This window comes from Streptomyces sp. enrichment culture (assembly GCF_964273145.1).
GTDB lineage: Bacteria > Actinomycetota > Actinomycetes > Streptomycetales > Streptomycetaceae > Streptomyces.
The window spans coordinates 6,354,126-6,369,878 of the sequence record NZ_OZ186873.1 but is presented as its reverse complement, the minus strand read 5'-3'; the positions used below and the strand labels follow the sequence as shown (position 1 = coordinate 6,369,878).

Here is a 15,753-nt window from a genome sequence, read left to right as displayed (position 1 = left end):
CGGACGGCCGCCCCGTCCGCGAAGGGAGTACGCCCGCCGGGCCGCCCGAGCACTGCCCGCGCCGGTCGGTGCCGCGCCGGCCGACGGGGTACATGTGTCAGGAGCAGGGGACCGCTGACGAAGGTGTGCCGAACGGATGACCAACCGTATCTGTACCGTCGGGCATTCGACGCGCGGCTTCGACGAGGTGGTGGAGATGCTGCGGGCCCATGACGTGTCCTGCCTGGTCGACGTCCGTTCGTTTCCGTCGTCCCGGAAGTACCCGCAGTGGAACCGGTCCGCGATCGAGGAGTCCTTGCCGTCCGACATCGGATACCGCTGGATCCGCCGCCTCGGCGGCCGCCGGCACACCCCCGGGGGTGTGCCGAGCGAGAACGGCGCGTGGCGGGTCAAGGCCTTCCGCGACTACGCCGACCACATGGCCGGCGAGGAGTTCTCGGCGGGCCTCGGGGAACTCCTGCGGCTGGCCGAGCACGAACGTCCGGCGATCATGTGCAGCGAGGCGGTGCCCTGGCGCTGCCACCGGCGGCTCATCACCGACGCCCTGATCGTCGCCGGTGTGGAGGTGGTGCACATCATGTCCACCACGACGTCCGTGCCGGCCGTGCTGAACGAGCACGCGCGGGTCCGCGACGGGCACCTGGTCTATCCGCCGCCCCGGTGACGGAGCGCCCGGGGCCGGGCGCTCCGTCACCGGGGCGGCGGGGGCCGGGCGCCGCCTTCGCCCTGTCGCCCCTCGTCCTCCCGCGAGCTCAGTCCCGCGTCCGCGCGTCGAGGTCCGCAAGCCCCTGTTCCCAGCGTCGGCGGCGCTCGTCCTCGGGCTGGTCCCACCAGGGAGTGCCCCGTTCGCCCAGTGCGACCTTCGCCAGGTTCACGCGTGCACGTGCCGCCCGCTCGGCCTGCGCATCGCCCGCAGTGGTCGCGGAGCGCACCGCGCGACGAGCCGCCATGAGGTGGCGCCGGAGGCGGGCGGCGATCTCCTCGGGGACGGACGGATCGGTTGCCCGCCACTTCCTTCCCCCGATGACGACGAAGTGCCCGTCGGGAGTCGTCTCCGGTGACCGGTGTGCTTCCACGAGACGATTCTGCCCGCTCGGGTACGCCCCGGCGCGGTGCCGGGGCGGCACGCCGCGTCGGGCCGCCGCCGTCCCGGTCCACACGCCCCGCCCGGCCGCGCGCCGGCCGGCGCGTCATGCGCAGCCACGCCGAACACGCCTGCCCCCCGATCGGGCCGGGCCCCCGCAGGGACGCTCCCCGCGGGGAGCGGCGGCGGGACCGCCGGCCGCGGGGGACGCGGCGCGGCGCACGAGAAGAACCTCCGGCCGGAGGACACCCCCGACTCCTGCGCCGCCGACCGCAAGCAGCGGGAGCGGTACTGCGCCCTGCTCGACCCGCCCGTCCTCCCGGCCCGGGTGCGGCCGGAGCCGCTTGAGCGCCTCGGCGCCCGGCCGCCGCGACGGCTCCCCCGGGGCAGCCGTCGCGGCACGAGGCGGGTGGGGACCGCCTCGCGCGGCTCGGCTCCGGTGCGATCGACAGTGTCGTGGGCGACGCGTGCGGCGCCACCGCGGGTCATTGGGCGCTTGCGGCGGGACGGACGACGATTTCGTTGACGTCGACCTGCGAAGGCTGGGAAACGGCGTAGGCGATGGCCTCCGCGATGGCGGAGGCGGGCAGTGCCACGGCGCGGTAGGTCGTCATGGCCGCCCTGGCAGCGGGGTCGGAGATGCCGTCGGCGAGTTCGGACTCGGTCACCCCCGGGGAGACGAGGGTGACCCGGATGTCCCCCGTGGACTCCTGGCGCAGTCCTTCGGAGATCGCGCGGACGGCGAATTTGGTGGCGCAGTAGACGGCGGCGGTGGGAGAGACCTCGTAGGCGCCGACGGAGGCGATGTTCACGAAGTGCCCGCCGCCCTGGGCGCGCATCACGGGCAGGGCGGCGGCGATCCCGTGCAGGACTCCCCGCACGTTCACGTCGATCATGCGGTCCCACTCCTCGGTCCTCAGCGCCTCCAGCGGCGAGAGCGGCATCACTCCGGCGTTGTTGACCACCACGTCCACCCGGCCGTAGCGCTCGCGGGCGGCGGACACGAAGGCCCGGACATCGTCCGCATCCGTGACGTCCAGCCGCCGGAACGCCGCGGTGCCGCCTGCGGTGGTGATCTCCCCGGTCAACGCGTCGAGACGATCGGTGCGTCGCGCTCCCAGGAGCAGACGGTGGCCGTCGGCGGCGAGCCGGCGGGCGGTCGCCTCGCCGATCCCGCTGCTCGCCCCGGTGATCACCACGACCTTGGCTGTGTCTGTCATGCCTGCTTTTCCTCTCGGTGGAGCACGAGGTGCTCGTGGTGGAGCACGCCATCGCGGATGTCGCCCGTCGCGGTGAACCCGGAGTCGTCGACGTAGTCGATGTGGCTGCCGGTCACCGTGTAGCGGCCCGTGTACGCGCTGCGCCGGTCACCGCGGGCCTCGTCGTACCGGCCGTCCGCCCGCAACTCCTGGCGGATGTGGCCGTCCGCGGTCACCCACATGCCGACCACGTCGGCATGGCCCTCCTCCGTGTTTCCCGTCATGACGGGCCCTCCTCGTCCATGGGTGCGGTTCTGTCCTGCCCGACCGAGTCTGGACAGGCCGAGGACCGCCTACCAGGACGTGTGCTGCCTGGGTGCGGTGCACCCGGGCAGCACATGGTGCCCGCGCCTTAGCCTGGGGAGATGACCGACAACCACCTGGGAGAGTTCCTACGCGCACGCAGGGCGGGCCTACGGCCGCAGGACGTCGGCATGGCGAGCTACGGCGTGCGCAGGGTCACCGGACTGCGCCGTGAGGAGGTCGCGGTCATGGCCGGAGTGAACGCGGACTACTACACCCGCCTGGAGCAGGGGCGCGAACGCCACCCCTCGGCCCAGGTACTCGACGCGCTCGGCCGCGCCCTGCGACTGGACCCCGATGCCTGCGCACATCTTCACCGGCTGGCCGGGACGGTGCCGGGCAACCAGTCCACCCACGTCACGGACCGCGTCAGTCCCGCCCTCCGCCAGCTGATGGACGGCTACCCGGGCGCCCCGGCGTTCGTCATCAACCGGACCTTGGACGTCCTGGCGGGCAACGCCCTGGCCGAGGCCCTGCACTCCCCCTTCGAACAGGCGGACAATCTGGCCCGCATGACCTTCCTCGATCCGGCGGGCCGACAGTTCTACACCCGGTGGAGCCACACGGCGCAGGCCACCGTGAGCCACCTGCGTCAGGCGGCCGGCCTCGACCCGGACAGCCCGCGGCTGCGGGAACTCGTCCGCGTCCTCACCGAGCACAGTGCGGACTTCACCCGCTTGTGGAACACCCACGCCGTGCGTGGCAAGACCCAGGACGCCAAGCACCTCCTGCACCCGGACGTCGGTCCCCTGGCGCTCACCTACCAGGCCTTCGACGTGCGCGACGCCCCGGGCCAGCAACTCGTCGTCTACCAGGCCGAACCCGGCAGTCCCAGCGCCCAGGCCCTCAACCTGCTCGGCTCCCTGCACGCCACCTCGGATCAGGCCCCCAGGTAGCCGGAGGGGACGGCCGGGCTCGGCCATTCCGTTCTAACTCAGAGGTGTGATGCGGATGTTGCGGTAGCGCACCGCGTTCCCGTGGTCCTGCAACCGGATGGCTCCGGCAGCGGGATTCTCAGGTGCCCCGGACCCCGTCGGGCCGTCGATCGCGACGTTGTCGTGGATCTTCCTGCCGTTCCACACCACGGTGACCCGGGCGTCGGCGGTCTTCCTGCCCTCGGCGTCGTAGCGCGCCGCGCGGAAGACGATGTCGTACGACTGCCACGTCTCCGGTGCGGTGGCGGCGTTCACGTCGGGGGCCTTCTTCAAGTAGATCGCCCCCGCCTCGTCCGTGTCGAGCGTGGTGTCGCCGAAGGAGTCCAGGATCTGGATCTCGTAGCGGTCCTGGAGGAACACACCGCTGTTGGCGCGGTCCTGGCCCGTCACGTCCGGGGGGAGTCCGGGAAGCCGGAACTCGACGTGCAGGGCGAAGTCGTCGAAGCCGTCCTTGGTGCGGATGTCCCCGCAGCAGACCTCCATCGCACCGTCGGCGACGGGCCACTCCACCGGTCGCCCGTCGGTGTGCTGCCACCGGTCGGAACTGCCGCCGTCGAACAGGGTGATCGGGCTGCCGTGCCGGTCGACGGTGATGAGGTCGAGGTTGACGTGGCCGGTGTCGCCCTTGTCGTACCTGTAGGCGATGGTGTTGTGCCCGGCCCGCAGGGGCAGGACCTCCCGCTGCGTCGACCAGGTGTCCCAGTCGCCGGTGCTGCGGAGCTCCGTCTGCTTCACCTTGGTGCCGTTGACGTACAGGGAGAGGGACTTGGTGCCCTGGAAGGGGTTCGGGCCGTTGGAGTAGCGCAGGCCCACGTCGTACGCTCCCCTCCTGGGGACGTCGACGTCGAAGGTGGTCGTGGCCCCCTCGGTGCCGTACCGGTCGACGAAGCCGCTGCCGGAGTAGCCCCGGTGGTCCGTGTTGATGCCGGCCGCTCCGGTGAGGGCCGCTTCCTCGGCCTCGTACAGCGGCGACGGAGGGGGCTGCTTGCCGGGCAGGGCGTTGAGCGTGTACCAGGCCTCCGTGCTCCACAGGCTCTCGCCCGATGCCGAGCTGAACGGGCGGGGTGACCGGACGTGCACGACGCGGCCCGGCTTGAGGCCTTCGAGCGCGAGGGTCACCTTCTTGCGGTCGGCCGACAGCTTCGCCGAGCTCACCTTCAGGGTCTCCTCGGCGATCTTCGGGCCGCCGTAGTCGCTCGTCGGGGTGTAGCGCCACTGCTCCACCCGGTAGCGGCTCGCCAGCTCCTGCGCGGTCTCCTGCGACAGGGGCTGCGTGTACTCCAGCTCGAAGCCCCCCTTCTTCGCCCGCATGGCCTGGATGTCGAAGGTGTTGCCGCCGTTGGGCGACAGCTTCTGGAGGCCGTACTTGAGCTTGCCCTCCTGGCCCCAGTTGCCGTCCGCTCCCAGGCCGCCCACGTAGATCGCGCCGTCGGGTCCCATGCTGATCCGGTTCACGCCGGCTTCGAGGCCCTGGGTGAAGCGGAAGACGGCGCCCTGGTACTGGCCCTTGACCTTCTCCAGGTAGGCGCGCTGGATGCCGCCGTAGGTGACGTCACCGAACAGCATCTGCCCCGCGAACCTGCCCTTGGTCAAGTACAGCGGTGTGCTGGGGGAGTTGGCGATCTCGTTCTGCGGGAGCCAGAGCACCGGCCGGGTGACGGGCTTGGAGTCGAAGGGGCCCGCGGGATTGGTGTAGTGGTTGAAGAAGCGGTCCTGTTCGATGTGGACCAGCTTCGACGCGGGAAGCCAGCCGCCCTGGTTGTCGGTGGCGAAGATGTCACCGCCGGGGCCCCAGCCGATGCCGTTGGGAGTGCGCAGCCCTCCGGCGAGGTAAGTGACCTCGCCGGTCTTCCGGTTCACCTTGATCGTCGTGCCGCGGCCGGGTGCGGGCTGCGGATTCGTGGTGGCACCGCCGTAGTCGATGGCGACGGACAGGTTCAGGTAGAAGTGGCCCTGGCGGTACAGGAGCCCGAAGGCGAACTCGTGGAAGTTGCCGCCGTACGGCCAGGTGGCGATCGTCTTGAACCGGTCCATGACGCCGTCGCCGTCGCGGTCGCCCAGCTCCGTCAGCTCGTGCTTCTGGGAGACGAAGATGGTCCCGTCGACGACCTTGAGCCCCATCGGCTCCTTGAGTCCCTCGGCGATCTTCGTGGCCTTCACCTCGTCCGGGCCCGTGGCGCCCGTGGCGTGCTCGATGGCGTAGACCTCGCCGGCCGTGTTGTCGGTGCCGCCCCAGGTGGACACCACCAGGCGGCCGTCCGGCAGCCAGTCCATGCCGGTGATCTGCGGTTCGAAGCCCTCGGGGCGGAGGTCGGTGAGGGTGTGGTCGGGGCGCACCGAGGTGAGCGGGAGACCGTCGCCCGGCGAGTCCGTGATCCCCTCGCACTCCTTGCGGCCGGGGGCGGTCACCCGGACCACGCCGGCGTCGGTGCTCAGTGCCGTGCGCGGCACTGTCTCGAAACCGGTGGCACCCGGCGGCTGCCAGGCCAGGGTGAGCTGCTGTTCACCACTGCGCTCGAAATGGTCGATGCGCAACGCGTGCATGCCCGCGGTGAGTTGGACGGTACCGTCCTTGGGTTCCGCACCGTGCAGGCCGTCGTGGTCGATGACCGGCCTGCCGTCGATCAGCAGCCGTGAACCGTCGTCGCTGGACAGCCGGAAGGTGTACGAACCGTCGGCCGGCGCGTGGATGTTGCCGGTGACCTGGGTGACGAAGTTGTCGCTGAATCCGCCGAAGTCGTCGGTCGACTTCCAGTCGACGGTCGGCATCAACCGGTCGACGTTGGGGGTCTGCCCCGGCTTGAGTGTGCAGATCCGGCTGAGCGGGATCTGGACGTCGAAGACGCGCAGGGTGACTCCGGGCTCCTGTGGCGGCACGTCGGCCCGCGGTGCGGGGCCCGGCCGCGCCGAAGCCAGGGGGGATCCCCAGAGCCCGCTCGCGACGAAGACGCCGACGAGCAGTCCTGTCAGGCGTCTTCGGGCGCGGTGGGACAGCCGTGCGTTCATGCTTCCTCCTGAGGGTCGGCCGGAGGGCCGGATCAACTCCGGTGCCGAATACGCGAAACGCCAACGGTTGCGGCCGACACGCTAGGAGACTTCCGCTCAGCGCGTCCATACTTTGTCATCGGTGAGTTCAAAGTCCCGGAGGGCGGGACACGCGCACGCAGCGTGCCGAGCCGGGGGCCGGACCGGTCAGGGACCACCGGGGGCGGGGAGTCGCCCGGCCCCGCTGCGATCACGGCGCGGTCCGCAGGCGTACCGTGTGCCCGCCTTCCGGCGGCGGGCGGCAGAGGGCGGACCGGTCGTGTCCCTGGGCCCACGGGGTGCCGCGCGCCGCCGGTCTCCGGGGACGGTCGTCCCGCGCGGGTGCCGCCGCAGGCGTGGGACAGGAGCAGCGGGTGGTGCCGCGCAGGCGGGTGCGCCGTGGGCGGTGGCCCGGACGTGCCGCGCGCGCCGGGCCGCCGGGGAAGCCGGCGTCGTCACGGACGCGGAGGGGGGCGGTGCGTTCCGTACCCTGGCGGCATGCGCATGCGCCCCACTCTGAGCTGGACCCCCACCGAGGACCCGCTGCCGGGCACCACGGACCTCGAACCGGTCGCCGACGCGCTGAGCGCCGGCGGTGTGCTGGTGCTCAGCGGGGCGGGCATCTCCACGGAGTCGGGCATCCCCGACTACCGGGGCGAGGGCGGGAGCCTGAGCCGGCACACCCCGATGACCTACCAGGACTTCGTCGCCGACGCCCGGGCCCGGCGCCGGTACTGGGCGCGCAGCCACCTCGGCTGGCGCACCTTCGGCCGTGCCCGCCCCAATGCCGGGCACCGGGCCGTGGCGGCGTTCGGGCGGCACGGCCTGCTCTCGGGTGTGATCACCCAGAACGTCGACGGCCTGCACCAGGCCGCCGGCAGCGAGGACGTCGTGGAACTCCACGGGAGCCTGGACCGGGTCGTCTGCCTCTCCTGCGGCGCCCTCAGCCCGCGCCGCGAACTCGCCCGGCGGCTGGAGGAGGCCAACGCGGGCTTCGAGCCGGTGGCCGCGGGAATCAATCCGGACGGGGACGCCGACCTCACCGACGAACAGGTCGGGGACTTTCGTGTGCTGCCCTGCGCGCTCTGCGGCGGCGTCCTCAAACCGGACGTGGTGTTCTTCGGCGAGACCGTTCCGCCGCAGCGGGTCGAGCACTGCCGCGGGCTGGTCCGTGAGGCGTCCTCGCTGCTGGTCCTGGGATCCTCGCTGACGGTGATGTCCGGGCTGCGGTTCGTCCGCCAGGCGGCCCAGGCCGGGAAGCCGGTGCTGATCGTCAACCGGGACCCGACCCGGGGCGACCGGCACGCCCTCACCCGGGTGGCGCTCCCCCTGGGAGCCGCCCTCACCACCGTGGCCGGCCGACTGGGCATCCCCGTCGACGGCCGGGCGGCGGGCTGAACGCGGCCGCGACGGTGCCGGAGTGCCGGCGGGGTTCGCCGAGCGCCGGATCGACGGCCGGGCGTCATGCCGGGCTGCGGGGCCGCGCACGGTCACCGGGGAGCGGGGCGCCCCGGTGGTGGACGACGGCGGTGCGGCATCCGCCGGGAAACGCCCCGCGCGGGACACCGTGCCGGAGGGCGGCCAGGGCGAGGGCGACCGGTTCCCTGGACCGCCCGCGCCCGCGGGGGCCGGGGGCGGGGCGGAGAACGCGCGCGGCGCGCGGGACACCGGCCGGGTGACACCGGTGTCCGCCGGATGACGCAGTGTCCCGTGTGAGCGGAGAGGCGACGGGGCATCCCATGCTGCATGCGCATCGTGATCACCGGAGCGACCGGGAACATCGGCTCCGTCGTCGTGGAACGCCTGCGTGCCGAGGGCACGCACGACCTCGTGGGTGTGGCCCGGCGGCTGCCCGAGGGGCCCGACGGCCGCGGGGTCGACTGGCGCTCGGCGGATCTCAGCAGCGAGGCCTGCCACGACACGCTCGTCGAGGCGTTCACCGGCGCGGACGCGGTCGTCCACCTGGCATGGGGCTTCCAGCCGTCCCACGACCCCGTCTACCTGGCCGAGCTCGGCGTCGGCGGCACCCGCCGCGTGCTCCGGGCCGTCACCGAGACCGGTGTCCCGCACCTGGTCCACATGTCCTCGGTCGGCGCCTACTCGCCGAAGAGGGACGACCGTCCGGTCGACGAGTCCTGGCCCACCGGGGGCGTGCGCAGTTCGCTGTACAGCCGGCACAAGTCGGCGGCCGAGCGCCTCCTGGACCGGCACGAGGCCTCCGGCGCCGGCACGCTCGTCACCCGCCTCCGCCCGGGGATCGTCGGACAGCGCGCCGCCGGCAGCGCCCTCCTGAGGTACGGCGTGCCCGCCCTCGTACCCCCCAAGGCGCTCGACCTGCTGCCGGTCCTGCCGATGGACCGGAGGCTGACCATTCCCATGGTCCACACCGACGACGTCGCCGAGGCGGTCGTCGCGGTGCTCCACCGGCGCGCGGGCGGTCCGTTCAACCTCGCCGCCGGTACGCCCGTGACCGCGGCGGTCCTCGCGGACACGCTCGGCGCCAGGCTGGTGCACGTGCCCTCCGCGGTGGTCCGCGCCGTCATGTCGGCCGCCTGGCACGCGCACCTGCAGCAGGTCGACACCGGCTGGCTCGACATGGGCTTCGCGCTCCCGACCCTGGACACGACCCGTGCGCGCACGGAACTCGACTGGGCCCCGGCCAAGGACGGCCCGCAGGTGCTCGCCGAGGTGATCGAAGGCATGCGGGAGGCCGCGTCCGGCCGGACACCCGTACTGCGTCCACGCACCGTCCTCGGCGCGCTCGGCGACGCGGTACGCAGCGGGCCGGTCGCGGTGCGGCGGCGCCCGTGACCACCGGCACGGCCCCGGCGCGCCCCGGGCCGCCCCTGCTCGCGCTGCTCGCCGCCGCCCACGGCGGACCGGCCCTGGCGGTCGGCGTCATCGCGGGCCTGCTCGCCCTCCGCAGCGACCTGCGCCCGCTCGACGCCGCCGTCGTCACCGCGGCGGTGTTCACCGGCCAGCTCACGATCGGCTGGGGCAACGACCTGCGCGACCTGCCCCGCGACCGCGCCGTCGGCCGCGCCGACAAGCCGCTGGCCACCGGTGCCCTCCCGGTCGGCTGGGCGGTGCGCGCCCTGGTCGTGGCCGGGCTCGCCTGCCTCGTGCTGTCCGCGCTCGTCGGCTGGCGCGGCGCGCTGGTCAACGTCGTCCTCGGCGCCGGCGCGGGCCACGCCTACAACCTGGGGCTCAAGGCGACCTGGTGGTCGTGGGCACCGTACGCCAGCACCTTCGGGACGCTGCCCTCGGTCGTCACCCTCGCCGGTCCCGTCCCGGCCTGGGCGCCGCCGTGGGCGACCGGTGCCGGCGCCGCACTCGGTGTCGGGGCGCACCTGCTCAACACGCTGCCCGATCTCGCCGCCGACGAGCGCACCGGCGTGCGCGGCCTGCCGCACCGGATCGGCGAGCGCCCCTCGCGCGTCCTGGCCGGCGTGCTGCTGTCCGCCGCCTCGCTGCTGGCCGTGTTCGGTCCCGCCGGGCCTCCCCCGGCATGGGCGTGGGCGGTCCTCGCGCCGGTGGCGGTCCTGGTGGTGCTCACGTCGGCCACCCGCGGCCGTACTCCCTTCCGGGCCGCGATGGCCATCGCCCTGGTCGACGTCGTGCTCCTCGTGGCGGTCGGCTGATGGCGCCGGCCCCCGTCCACTGGGACCTCGTGGTGGTCGGCGCCGGACCGGCCGGCGCCGCCGCCGCCCTGGGCGCGCTGCACGCCGACCCGGGCCTGCGCGTCGCCCTGCTGGACCGGGCGGACTTCCCGCGGGACAAGGCCTGCGGCGACGGGGTGGCCCCGCACGTCCTCGACCTCCTCGCCGAGGTCGGCGTCACCGGTCTTTTCGACGACCGGGTCCCGGTCGGCCGCCTGCGCCTCGGCCGCGGCGGCCTGATCGCCGAGCGGCGGATGGCCCGCCCGGCGTGGGTGGTGCCGCGTCTGGTCCTCGACGCCCGGCTGGTCGACGCGGCGGTCGCCGCCGGCGCCCGGCTCCTGCGGCACCGCGTCCGCGACCTGCGGCAGCGCCCCGACGCGGTGGTCCTGGACGGGGAGCTCCGCGCCGCGGTCGTGGTGGGCGCCGACGGCGCCCACTCGGTCGTCCGGCGCGCGCTCGGCCGGCCCCGCGGTCCGGTGGCCCTGGCGGTGCGCGGCTACGCCCCGGTCGCATCCGGGCGGCGCGGCGCGCAGGTCATCGAGTTCGGCACCCGGCACCAGCCGTCGTACGCCTGGTCCTTCGACGGCGGCGACGGCCTCGCGAACGTCGGGTACGGGGAGCTCCTCCACGAGAACCGTCCGGCGCCGACCCGTGCCCGGCTGCTCGAGCGCCTCGAGGCGCTCCTGCCCGGCGCCACGGCGCAAGGACGGCACTGGATCGGGCACCACCTGCCGCTGTCGACGGCACGCCGGTGCTTCCCGCCCGGCCGCGTCCTGCTCGCGGGCGACGCCGCCTGCCTGGTGAACCCGCTGACCGGGGAGGGCATCCACCACGCCGTGGCCACCGGTATCGCGGCCGGCCGTGCCGCCGCCTCGGCCCTGCACGACGGATGCCCCGAGCAGGCGGGCAAGCGGTACGCCCGCGCCACCCGCCGGATCCTGCTGCCCCACCTGCGCCACACCGCCCTGGCCGCCCGGCTCGCCCGCAGCACGCGCGTCCTCGAGGCCGGGCTGCGGGCCGCGGCCGCCGACCAGCGCGTCTTCGACGACTTCGTCGAACTCGGTCTCGCCCGGGGCCGGCTCACCCCCGCCGTCGCGTTCGGCCTCGGCCGGACGCTCCTCACCCCCCTCGGTCCGACCGGCCGCCCCCAGGAGCCAGCATGACCATGAGCGTCCTCAGTGTCCGCGGCGTCCTGCCCGAGCACTGCCACCGGCAGGAGGAGATCACCGAGTCCTTCACCACCACACTGGTCGAGGGCACGGTCGACCGCGGCGTCGTCAAGCGGTTCCACCGCAACGCGCGCGTCGAGACCCGGCACATCGTGCTCCCGCTGGAGGAGTACGCCCGGCTCGGGGACTTCGGCCGGTCCAACGACGTCTTCATCCGGGCCGGCACCGAGCTCGGCGGGCGCGCGGTCGTCGACGCGCTCAAGGACGCCGGACTCACACCGGCCGACGTCGACTACATCGTGTCGTGCACGGTGACCGGCCTGGCCGTCCCCACGCTCGAGGCCCGCGTCGCGGCGCAGATCGGGCTCCGCCCCGACGTGGTGCGCCTGCCCCTCGTCGGCCTGGGCTGCGTCGCCGGTGCGGCCGGCATCGCACGCCTGCACGACCTGCTGCGCGGTCGCCCGGACGGGGTCGCGGTGCTGATGTCGGTCGAACTGTGCTCGCTCACGCTCCAGCGCGCGGACACCTCGGCCGCCAATCTGGTGGCCAGCGGATTGTTCGGGGACGGGGCCGCGGCGGTGGTCGCCGTCGGTTCCGAGCATCCGCTCGCGCGCTCCGGCGACCCCGCCCGTCCCGAGGTGCTCGCCTCGCGCAGCCGCCTCTACCCCGACTCGGAGCACACGATGGGCTGGGACGTCGGTTCCGGTGGGCTCAAGGTCGTGCTCGACTCCTCGATCCCCGACCTGGTGCGCCGGTACGTCGGCGACGACGTGCGCGGCTTCCTCGCCGACCACGGGCTGACCGACGGCGACCTCGGCTGGTACGTCGCGCACCCCGGCGGCCCCAGGGTCATCGAGGCGCTGCAGGACGTCCTCGGGGTCGAGCGGGACGCCCTCGGCATGACCTGGGACTCGCTGCGGCGGGTCGGCAACCTGTCCTCCTCCTCGGTGCTGCACGTCCTGGCGGACACGCTCGCCGACCGCCCGCCCCCGCCCGGCTCCCACGGGCTCATGCTCGCCATGGGGCCGGGCTTCTGCTCCGAACTCGTGCTGCTGCGCGCCCCTGGGGGCGAGGGATGAACGGTCAGGTCCTGTTCACCGTCCTGGTCCTGGCGGTCGGTCTGGAGCGGGTCGCCGAGCTGGTCGTGTCCCACCGCAACACGGCCTGGAGCCTCGCGCGCGGCGGCGTGGAGTCCGGGCGGGGGCACTACCCGTTCATGGTGGCGCTGCACACGGGCCTGCTGGCCGGCGCGCTCGTGGAGGTGTGGGTGCGCCGGCCGGACGCCGTACCGGTCCTCGCCTGGGCCATGCTCGCCCTCGTCGCGGCCGCGCAGGCGCTGCGCTGGTGGTGCGTCGCCACCCTGGGCCGGCAGTGGAACACCCGGGTGATCGTCGTGCCCGGTGCCCCGCGCGTGACCGGCGGCCCCTACCGCCGGCTCCCGCACCCGAACTACGTCGCCGTCGTCGTCGAGGGGCTCGCGCTCCCGCTGGTGCACTCGGCCTGGATCACGGCGGCCGTCTTCACCGTGGCGAACGGGTTCCTGCTCGCCACCCGCATCCGCGCCGAGGACGCCGCCCTGACGCGGTTGGCCTGAGGAGGCGCGCATGGACCTGCTCGTCGTGGGCGGGGGGCCCGCGGGGCTGGCCACGGCCCTGCACGCGGTCCGGGCGGGCCTCGACGTGACCGTCTGGGAGCAGCGCGCCGGCACCGTCGACAAGGCGTGCGGCGAGGGTCTGATGCCGGGTGCCGTCGCCGCCCTGGCCGCGCTCGGCGTCCACCCGCCGGGACACGACCTGCGGGGCATCCGGTACGTCGCCGGACCGCGCCGGGTCGACGCCGACTTCCGGGCGGGCCCGGGCCGCGGGGTGCGTCGCACCGCGCTGCACGCGGCGCTGCGCGAGGTGGTGCTGGCCGCGGGTGTGCGGATCGAACGGCGCGTCCTGCGCCGGGTCGAGCAGGACGAGGACGGTGTGGTGGCCGACGGCACCCGTGCCGGGCACCTCGTCGCGGCCGACGGCCTGCACTCGCCGATCCGCCGTGCCCTGGGTCTGCACCGGCCGCGCCGGGCCCACCGGCGGCACGGGCTGCGGCGCCACTACGCGCTCGCCCCCTGGAGCGACCGGGTGGAGGTGCACTGGGCCCGGGACGCGGAGGCCTACGTGACCCCGGTGGCCGACGACCTCGTGGGCGTCGCGGTGCTCACCGCCGGCCGCGGACCGTACGACGACCACCTCGCCGCCTTCCCCGAGTTGCGGGAGCGGCTGGCCGGAGCCGGAACCCGCGGACCGGTGCGCGGGGCGGGCCCGCTCCGCCAGGACGCGAGCGCGCGCACCGCCGGCCGGGTGCTGCTCGTCGGCGACGCGGCCGGTTACGTCGACGCGCTGACCGGCGAGGGCATCGCGCTGGCGCTCGCGCAGGCGTCGGCGGCGGTGCGGGCGGTCGCCGTCGGCGACCTGGCCTCCTACGAGCGGGAGTGGCGGCGGCTCACGCGGCGCCACCGCCGGCTGACCCAGGCCCTGCTCGGCGCGACGAGGGTGCCCCCGGTCCGCGCGGCGCTGGTGCCCGTGGCGCAGCGGCTGCCGTGGGTGTTCTCCGCGGCCGTCGACGCGCTGGCCCACCCGGTGGGGACGTGATCCGGCGGGCTTCGGACACCGGTGTCACGACGGCCGGCTGCCGCGGACCCGGTCCGCGTCGGCGGTTTCCGTTCCGGAAGCCGCCGGCGGCGACAGGGAATGAGGCCGGCACTGCGCGAAACGGCGGGAAGGGGGTATGCGGTCATGGCCCGACCCCTTCACACGAAAGGCTCTGCTGTTCCATGGCCGAGACCCAGGACGTCGTCGAACTCATCCTCCGGGACCACCGCCGCATGGAGGACCTCTTCCGCCGGATGCGGAGCGTCGAAGCCGACCGAGCGGCCGCGTTGCGGGAGTTCGCCGACCTGCTGATCGCGCACGCGTCGGCCGAGGAGGCCGAGGTCTACCCCGCCCTCAAGCGGTACAAGGACATCGACGACGAAGAGGTCGAGCACGGCGAGCACGAGCACGACGAGGGCAACAAGGCCCTCCTGGCCCTCCTGGAGGTCGAGGAGATCGGTTCCGAGGAGTGGGACTCGAAGCTGGAGGAGCTCGTGGAGGCCGTCAACCACCACGCGGACGAGGAGGAGCGCACCATCCTCAACGGAGCGCGCGAGAACGTGGCGATGCGGCGGCGGGAGGAGCTGGGCGCGGCGTTCCTGCGGGAGCGTGAGCGCCAACTGAAGGCCGGCTGCGGTTCCGTGGACCACGTGCGCCGGATCGTCGGGTCCTGACCCGCCGACGAACTCCTTCTCCCCTCGGTGACGACGTCTTCGCGCACGACGACGGCCGCGAGCCCCCGGGGTTTGCGGCCGTGTCGCGCGGGCGCGGCGAAGTCCCGCCTGTACAGCACGCCTTCGCGAGGCGGAACCGTTCGGGTTTGATCGGGACTTTGCCGCTCCGGGGCCGTGACGTGGTCGTACGGGTGCGCGGTGGCGGACGAGCGGGCCGCGGGCGCAGGAACCGGACGAGGAGCCGGCCGGCGGTCGCCGCAGGCCCCGTATGGCCCCCACCGCCTCCACGGGGGGTGGGTCTCGTGGTGCCCGGGGCGTCGGCCGTCCGCATGGCGGGGCGGTCGGCCGCGGCGCCGACGGGAGAGGCCGGAGCGGGCGGTTCCCGGGATGGTGCACGGCCCGCTCCACGCCGTGGCGGCGCCGTCCGCCGGGCGAGGGCCCCGCCGCCCCCGCCCGGCCCCGGGAGCCTTCTATAGGCTGATCACGTGGCCAGTACGGACGACCGGGGCAGCCGGCAGCGAGAGCGGCAGCAGCGTGACACAGCGACGGCGGAGCACCCGGACGGAACCGGCCTGCCGTCCTTCGCCGTCCAGCTGCGCCGCATGAACGGTGAGATCAACCGCCTGGTGCACGGATTCGCCGGCGCCCAGGGACTGCACCCGACGGACGTCCAGGCGCTGGCCGCGATCCTCGACGCCGAGCAGCCGATGACGCCGGGACGGCTGCGCGAGCGCCTCGGGCTCACCTCGGGCGCCGTCACGGCCTGCGTGGACCGGCTGGAACGCGCCGGGCACATCCGCCGGGTGCGGGAGAGCACCGACCGCAGGGTCGTCCACCTCCACTACGCCGACGGCGCGCGGGCGGCGGCCCGCTCCCACTTCCGGCCCCTGGCCGAGGCCACCGAGGCCGCCCGGTCCCGTTTCACCGAGGACGAGCTGTCGGTGGTGGTGCGGTTCCTCGCCGCGCTCAACGACGAACTGGCTCACACCAGACCCACGGACGGCTGACCGCGC

Annotated in this window: 15 protein-coding genes; 11 read left to right on the top strand and 4 right to left on the bottom strand. The window is 74.2% G+C overall.

The genetic code is table 11. The features are described from left to right. Positions 1–136: 136 nt before the first annotated feature. Complete coding sequence (locus ACSU6Z_RS28235) at positions 137–664, top strand: DUF488 domain-containing protein (protein ID WP_437049888.1); 528 nt, start codon at positions 137–139, stop codon at positions 662–664. Between the two features lie 88 nt (positions 665–752). Here the strand turns inward: ACSU6Z_RS28235 and ACSU6Z_RS28230 are convergent, their stop codons facing one another. The 3 genes from ACSU6Z_RS28230 to ACSU6Z_RS28220 all read right to left on the bottom strand — a co-directional run bounded on the left by ACSU6Z_RS28230 (position 753) and on the right by ACSU6Z_RS28220 (position 2,567). Beyond that, positions 753–1,076, bottom strand: coding sequence for a hypothetical protein (locus ACSU6Z_RS28230; RefSeq protein ID WP_437049886.1), 324 nt, complete (start codon positions 1,074–1,076; stop codon positions 753–755). Positions 1,077–1,569: 493 nt separating this feature from the next. Continuing rightward, on the bottom strand, positions 1,570–2,304 hold the full coding sequence (locus ACSU6Z_RS28225) for an SDR family oxidoreductase (RefSeq protein WP_437049885.1): 735 nt from the start codon (positions 2,302–2,304) through the stop codon (positions 1,570–1,572). Beyond that, entirely contained in the window at positions 2,301–2,567 is a 267-nt protein-coding gene (locus tag ACSU6Z_RS28220; RefSeq protein WP_437049883.1) for an Atu4866 domain-containing protein, read from the bottom strand. Before ACSU6Z_RS28220 ends, ACSU6Z_RS28225 begins: the two co-directional genes overlap by 4 nt. Before the next feature lie 141 nt (positions 2,568–2,708). On the opposite strand from ACSU6Z_RS28220, the gene ACSU6Z_RS28215 reads away from it, so the two are divergent. Then, the gene (locus ACSU6Z_RS28215; RefSeq protein ID WP_437049881.1) at positions 2,709–3,542 is read left to right on the top strand and encodes a helix-turn-helix transcriptional regulator; all 834 of its coding nucleotides are present in this window, start codon (positions 2,709–2,711) and stop codon (positions 3,540–3,542) included. 33 nt (positions 3,543–3,575) lie between these two features. On the opposite strand, the gene ACSU6Z_RS28210 is transcribed toward ACSU6Z_RS28215, so the two are convergent. After that, on the bottom strand, positions 3,576–6,587 hold the full coding sequence (locus tag ACSU6Z_RS28210; RefSeq protein WP_437049880.1) for a family 16 glycoside hydrolase: 3,012 nt from the start codon (positions 6,585–6,587) through the stop codon (positions 3,576–3,578). Positions 6,588–7,103: 516 nt separating this feature from the next. Here ACSU6Z_RS28210 and ACSU6Z_RS28205 point away from each other — a divergent pair. From ACSU6Z_RS28205 to ACSU6Z_RS28165, 9 genes are all read left to right on the top strand, one after another. Further along, positions 7,104–8,003 (top strand): NAD-dependent protein deacetylase, encoded by a 900-nt coding sequence (locus tag ACSU6Z_RS28205; RefSeq protein WP_437049878.1) that lies wholly within the window; start codon positions 7,104–7,106, stop codon positions 8,001–8,003. 348 nt (positions 8,004–8,351) lie between these two features. Then, positions 8,352–9,416, top strand: coding sequence for an NAD-dependent epimerase/dehydratase family protein (locus ACSU6Z_RS28200; protein WP_437049877.1), 1,065 nt, complete (start codon positions 8,352–8,354; stop codon positions 9,414–9,416). Then, positions 9,413–10,246 (top strand): UbiA family prenyltransferase, encoded by an 834-nt coding sequence (locus ACSU6Z_RS28195; RefSeq protein WP_437049875.1) that lies wholly within the window; start codon positions 9,413–9,415, stop codon positions 10,244–10,246. The genes ACSU6Z_RS28200 and ACSU6Z_RS28195 overlap by 4 nt, the downstream gene beginning before the upstream one ends. Further along, positions 10,246–11,427 carry an NAD(P)/FAD-dependent oxidoreductase gene (locus tag ACSU6Z_RS28190; protein WP_437049873.1) on the top strand — a complete coding sequence of 394 codons (1,182 nt, stop codon included), beginning with the start codon at positions 10,246–10,248 and terminating at the stop codon, positions 11,425–11,427. The genes ACSU6Z_RS28195 and ACSU6Z_RS28190 overlap by 1 nt, the downstream gene beginning before the upstream one ends. Next, positions 11,424–12,512: a type III polyketide synthase gene (locus ACSU6Z_RS28185; protein ID WP_437049871.1), complete on the top strand. Its 1,089-nt coding sequence runs from the start codon at positions 11,424–11,426 to the stop codon at positions 12,510–12,512. Before ACSU6Z_RS28190 ends, ACSU6Z_RS28185 begins: the two co-directional genes overlap by 4 nt. Next, positions 12,509–13,027: an isoprenylcysteine carboxyl methyltransferase family protein gene (locus tag ACSU6Z_RS28180; protein ID WP_437049870.1), complete on the top strand. Its 519-nt coding sequence runs from the start codon at positions 12,509–12,511 to the stop codon at positions 13,025–13,027. Before ACSU6Z_RS28185 ends, ACSU6Z_RS28180 begins: the two co-directional genes overlap by 4 nt. A gap of 10 nt (positions 13,028–13,037) precedes the next feature. After that, a complete protein-coding gene (locus ACSU6Z_RS28175) occupies positions 13,038–14,066 on the top strand; it encodes an NAD(P)/FAD-dependent oxidoreductase (RefSeq protein WP_437049868.1) in 1,029 nt (342 codons plus the stop codon). Between the two features lie 182 nt (positions 14,067–14,248). After that, complete coding sequence (locus ACSU6Z_RS28170; RefSeq protein WP_437049867.1) at positions 14,249–14,740, top strand: hemerythrin domain-containing protein; 492 nt, start codon at positions 14,249–14,251, stop codon at positions 14,738–14,740. Between the two features lie 572 nt (positions 14,741–15,312). After that, a complete protein-coding gene (locus ACSU6Z_RS28165) occupies positions 15,313–15,747 on the top strand; it encodes a MarR family winged helix-turn-helix transcriptional regulator (RefSeq protein WP_437050521.1) in 435 nt (144 codons plus the stop codon). Positions 15,748–15,753: the final 6 nt, after the last annotated feature.

Bases quoted from the DNA above. Each gene is read 5' to 3' on its own strand.
- ACSU6Z_RS28225 (WP_437049885.1), bottom strand. From the start codon at position 2,304: ATGACAGACACAGCCAAGGTCGTGGTGATCACCGGGGCGAGCAGCGGG.
- ACSU6Z_RS28180 (WP_437049870.1), top strand. From the start codon at position 12,509: ATGAACGGTCAGGTCCTGTTCACCGTCCTGGTCCTGGCGGTCGGTCTG.
- ACSU6Z_RS28215 (WP_437049881.1), top strand. From the start codon at position 2,709: ATGACCGACAACCACCTGGGAGAGTTCCTACGCGCACGCAGGGCGGGC.
- ACSU6Z_RS28170 (WP_437049867.1), top strand. From the start codon at position 14,249: ATGGCCGAGACCCAGGACGTCGTCGAACTCATCCTCCGGGACCACCGC.
- ACSU6Z_RS28210 (WP_437049880.1), bottom strand. From the start codon at position 6,587: ATGAACGCACGGCTGTCCCACCGCGCCCGAAGACGCCTGACAGGACTG.
- ACSU6Z_RS28175 (WP_437049868.1), top strand. From the start codon at position 13,038: ATGGACCTGCTCGTCGTGGGCGGGGGGCCCGCGGGGCTGGCCACGGCC.
- ACSU6Z_RS28200 (WP_437049877.1), top strand. From the start codon at position 8,352: ATGCGCATCGTGATCACCGGAGCGACCGGGAACATCGGCTCCGTCGTC.
- ACSU6Z_RS28205 (WP_437049878.1), top strand. From the start codon at position 7,104: ATGCGCATGCGCCCCACTCTGAGCTGGACCCCCACCGAGGACCCGCTG.
- ACSU6Z_RS28220 (WP_437049883.1), bottom strand. From the start codon at position 2,567: ATGACGGGAAACACGGAGGAGGGCCATGCCGACGTGGTCGGCATGTGG.
- ACSU6Z_RS28190 (WP_437049873.1), top strand. From the start codon at position 10,246: ATGGCGCCGGCCCCCGTCCACTGGGACCTCGTGGTGGTCGGCGCCGGA.
- ACSU6Z_RS28235 (WP_437049888.1), top strand. From the start codon at position 137: ATGACCAACCGTATCTGTACCGTCGGGCATTCGACGCGCGGCTTCGAC.
- ACSU6Z_RS28185 (WP_437049871.1), top strand. From the start codon at position 11,424: ATGACCATGAGCGTCCTCAGTGTCCGCGGCGTCCTGCCCGAGCACTGC.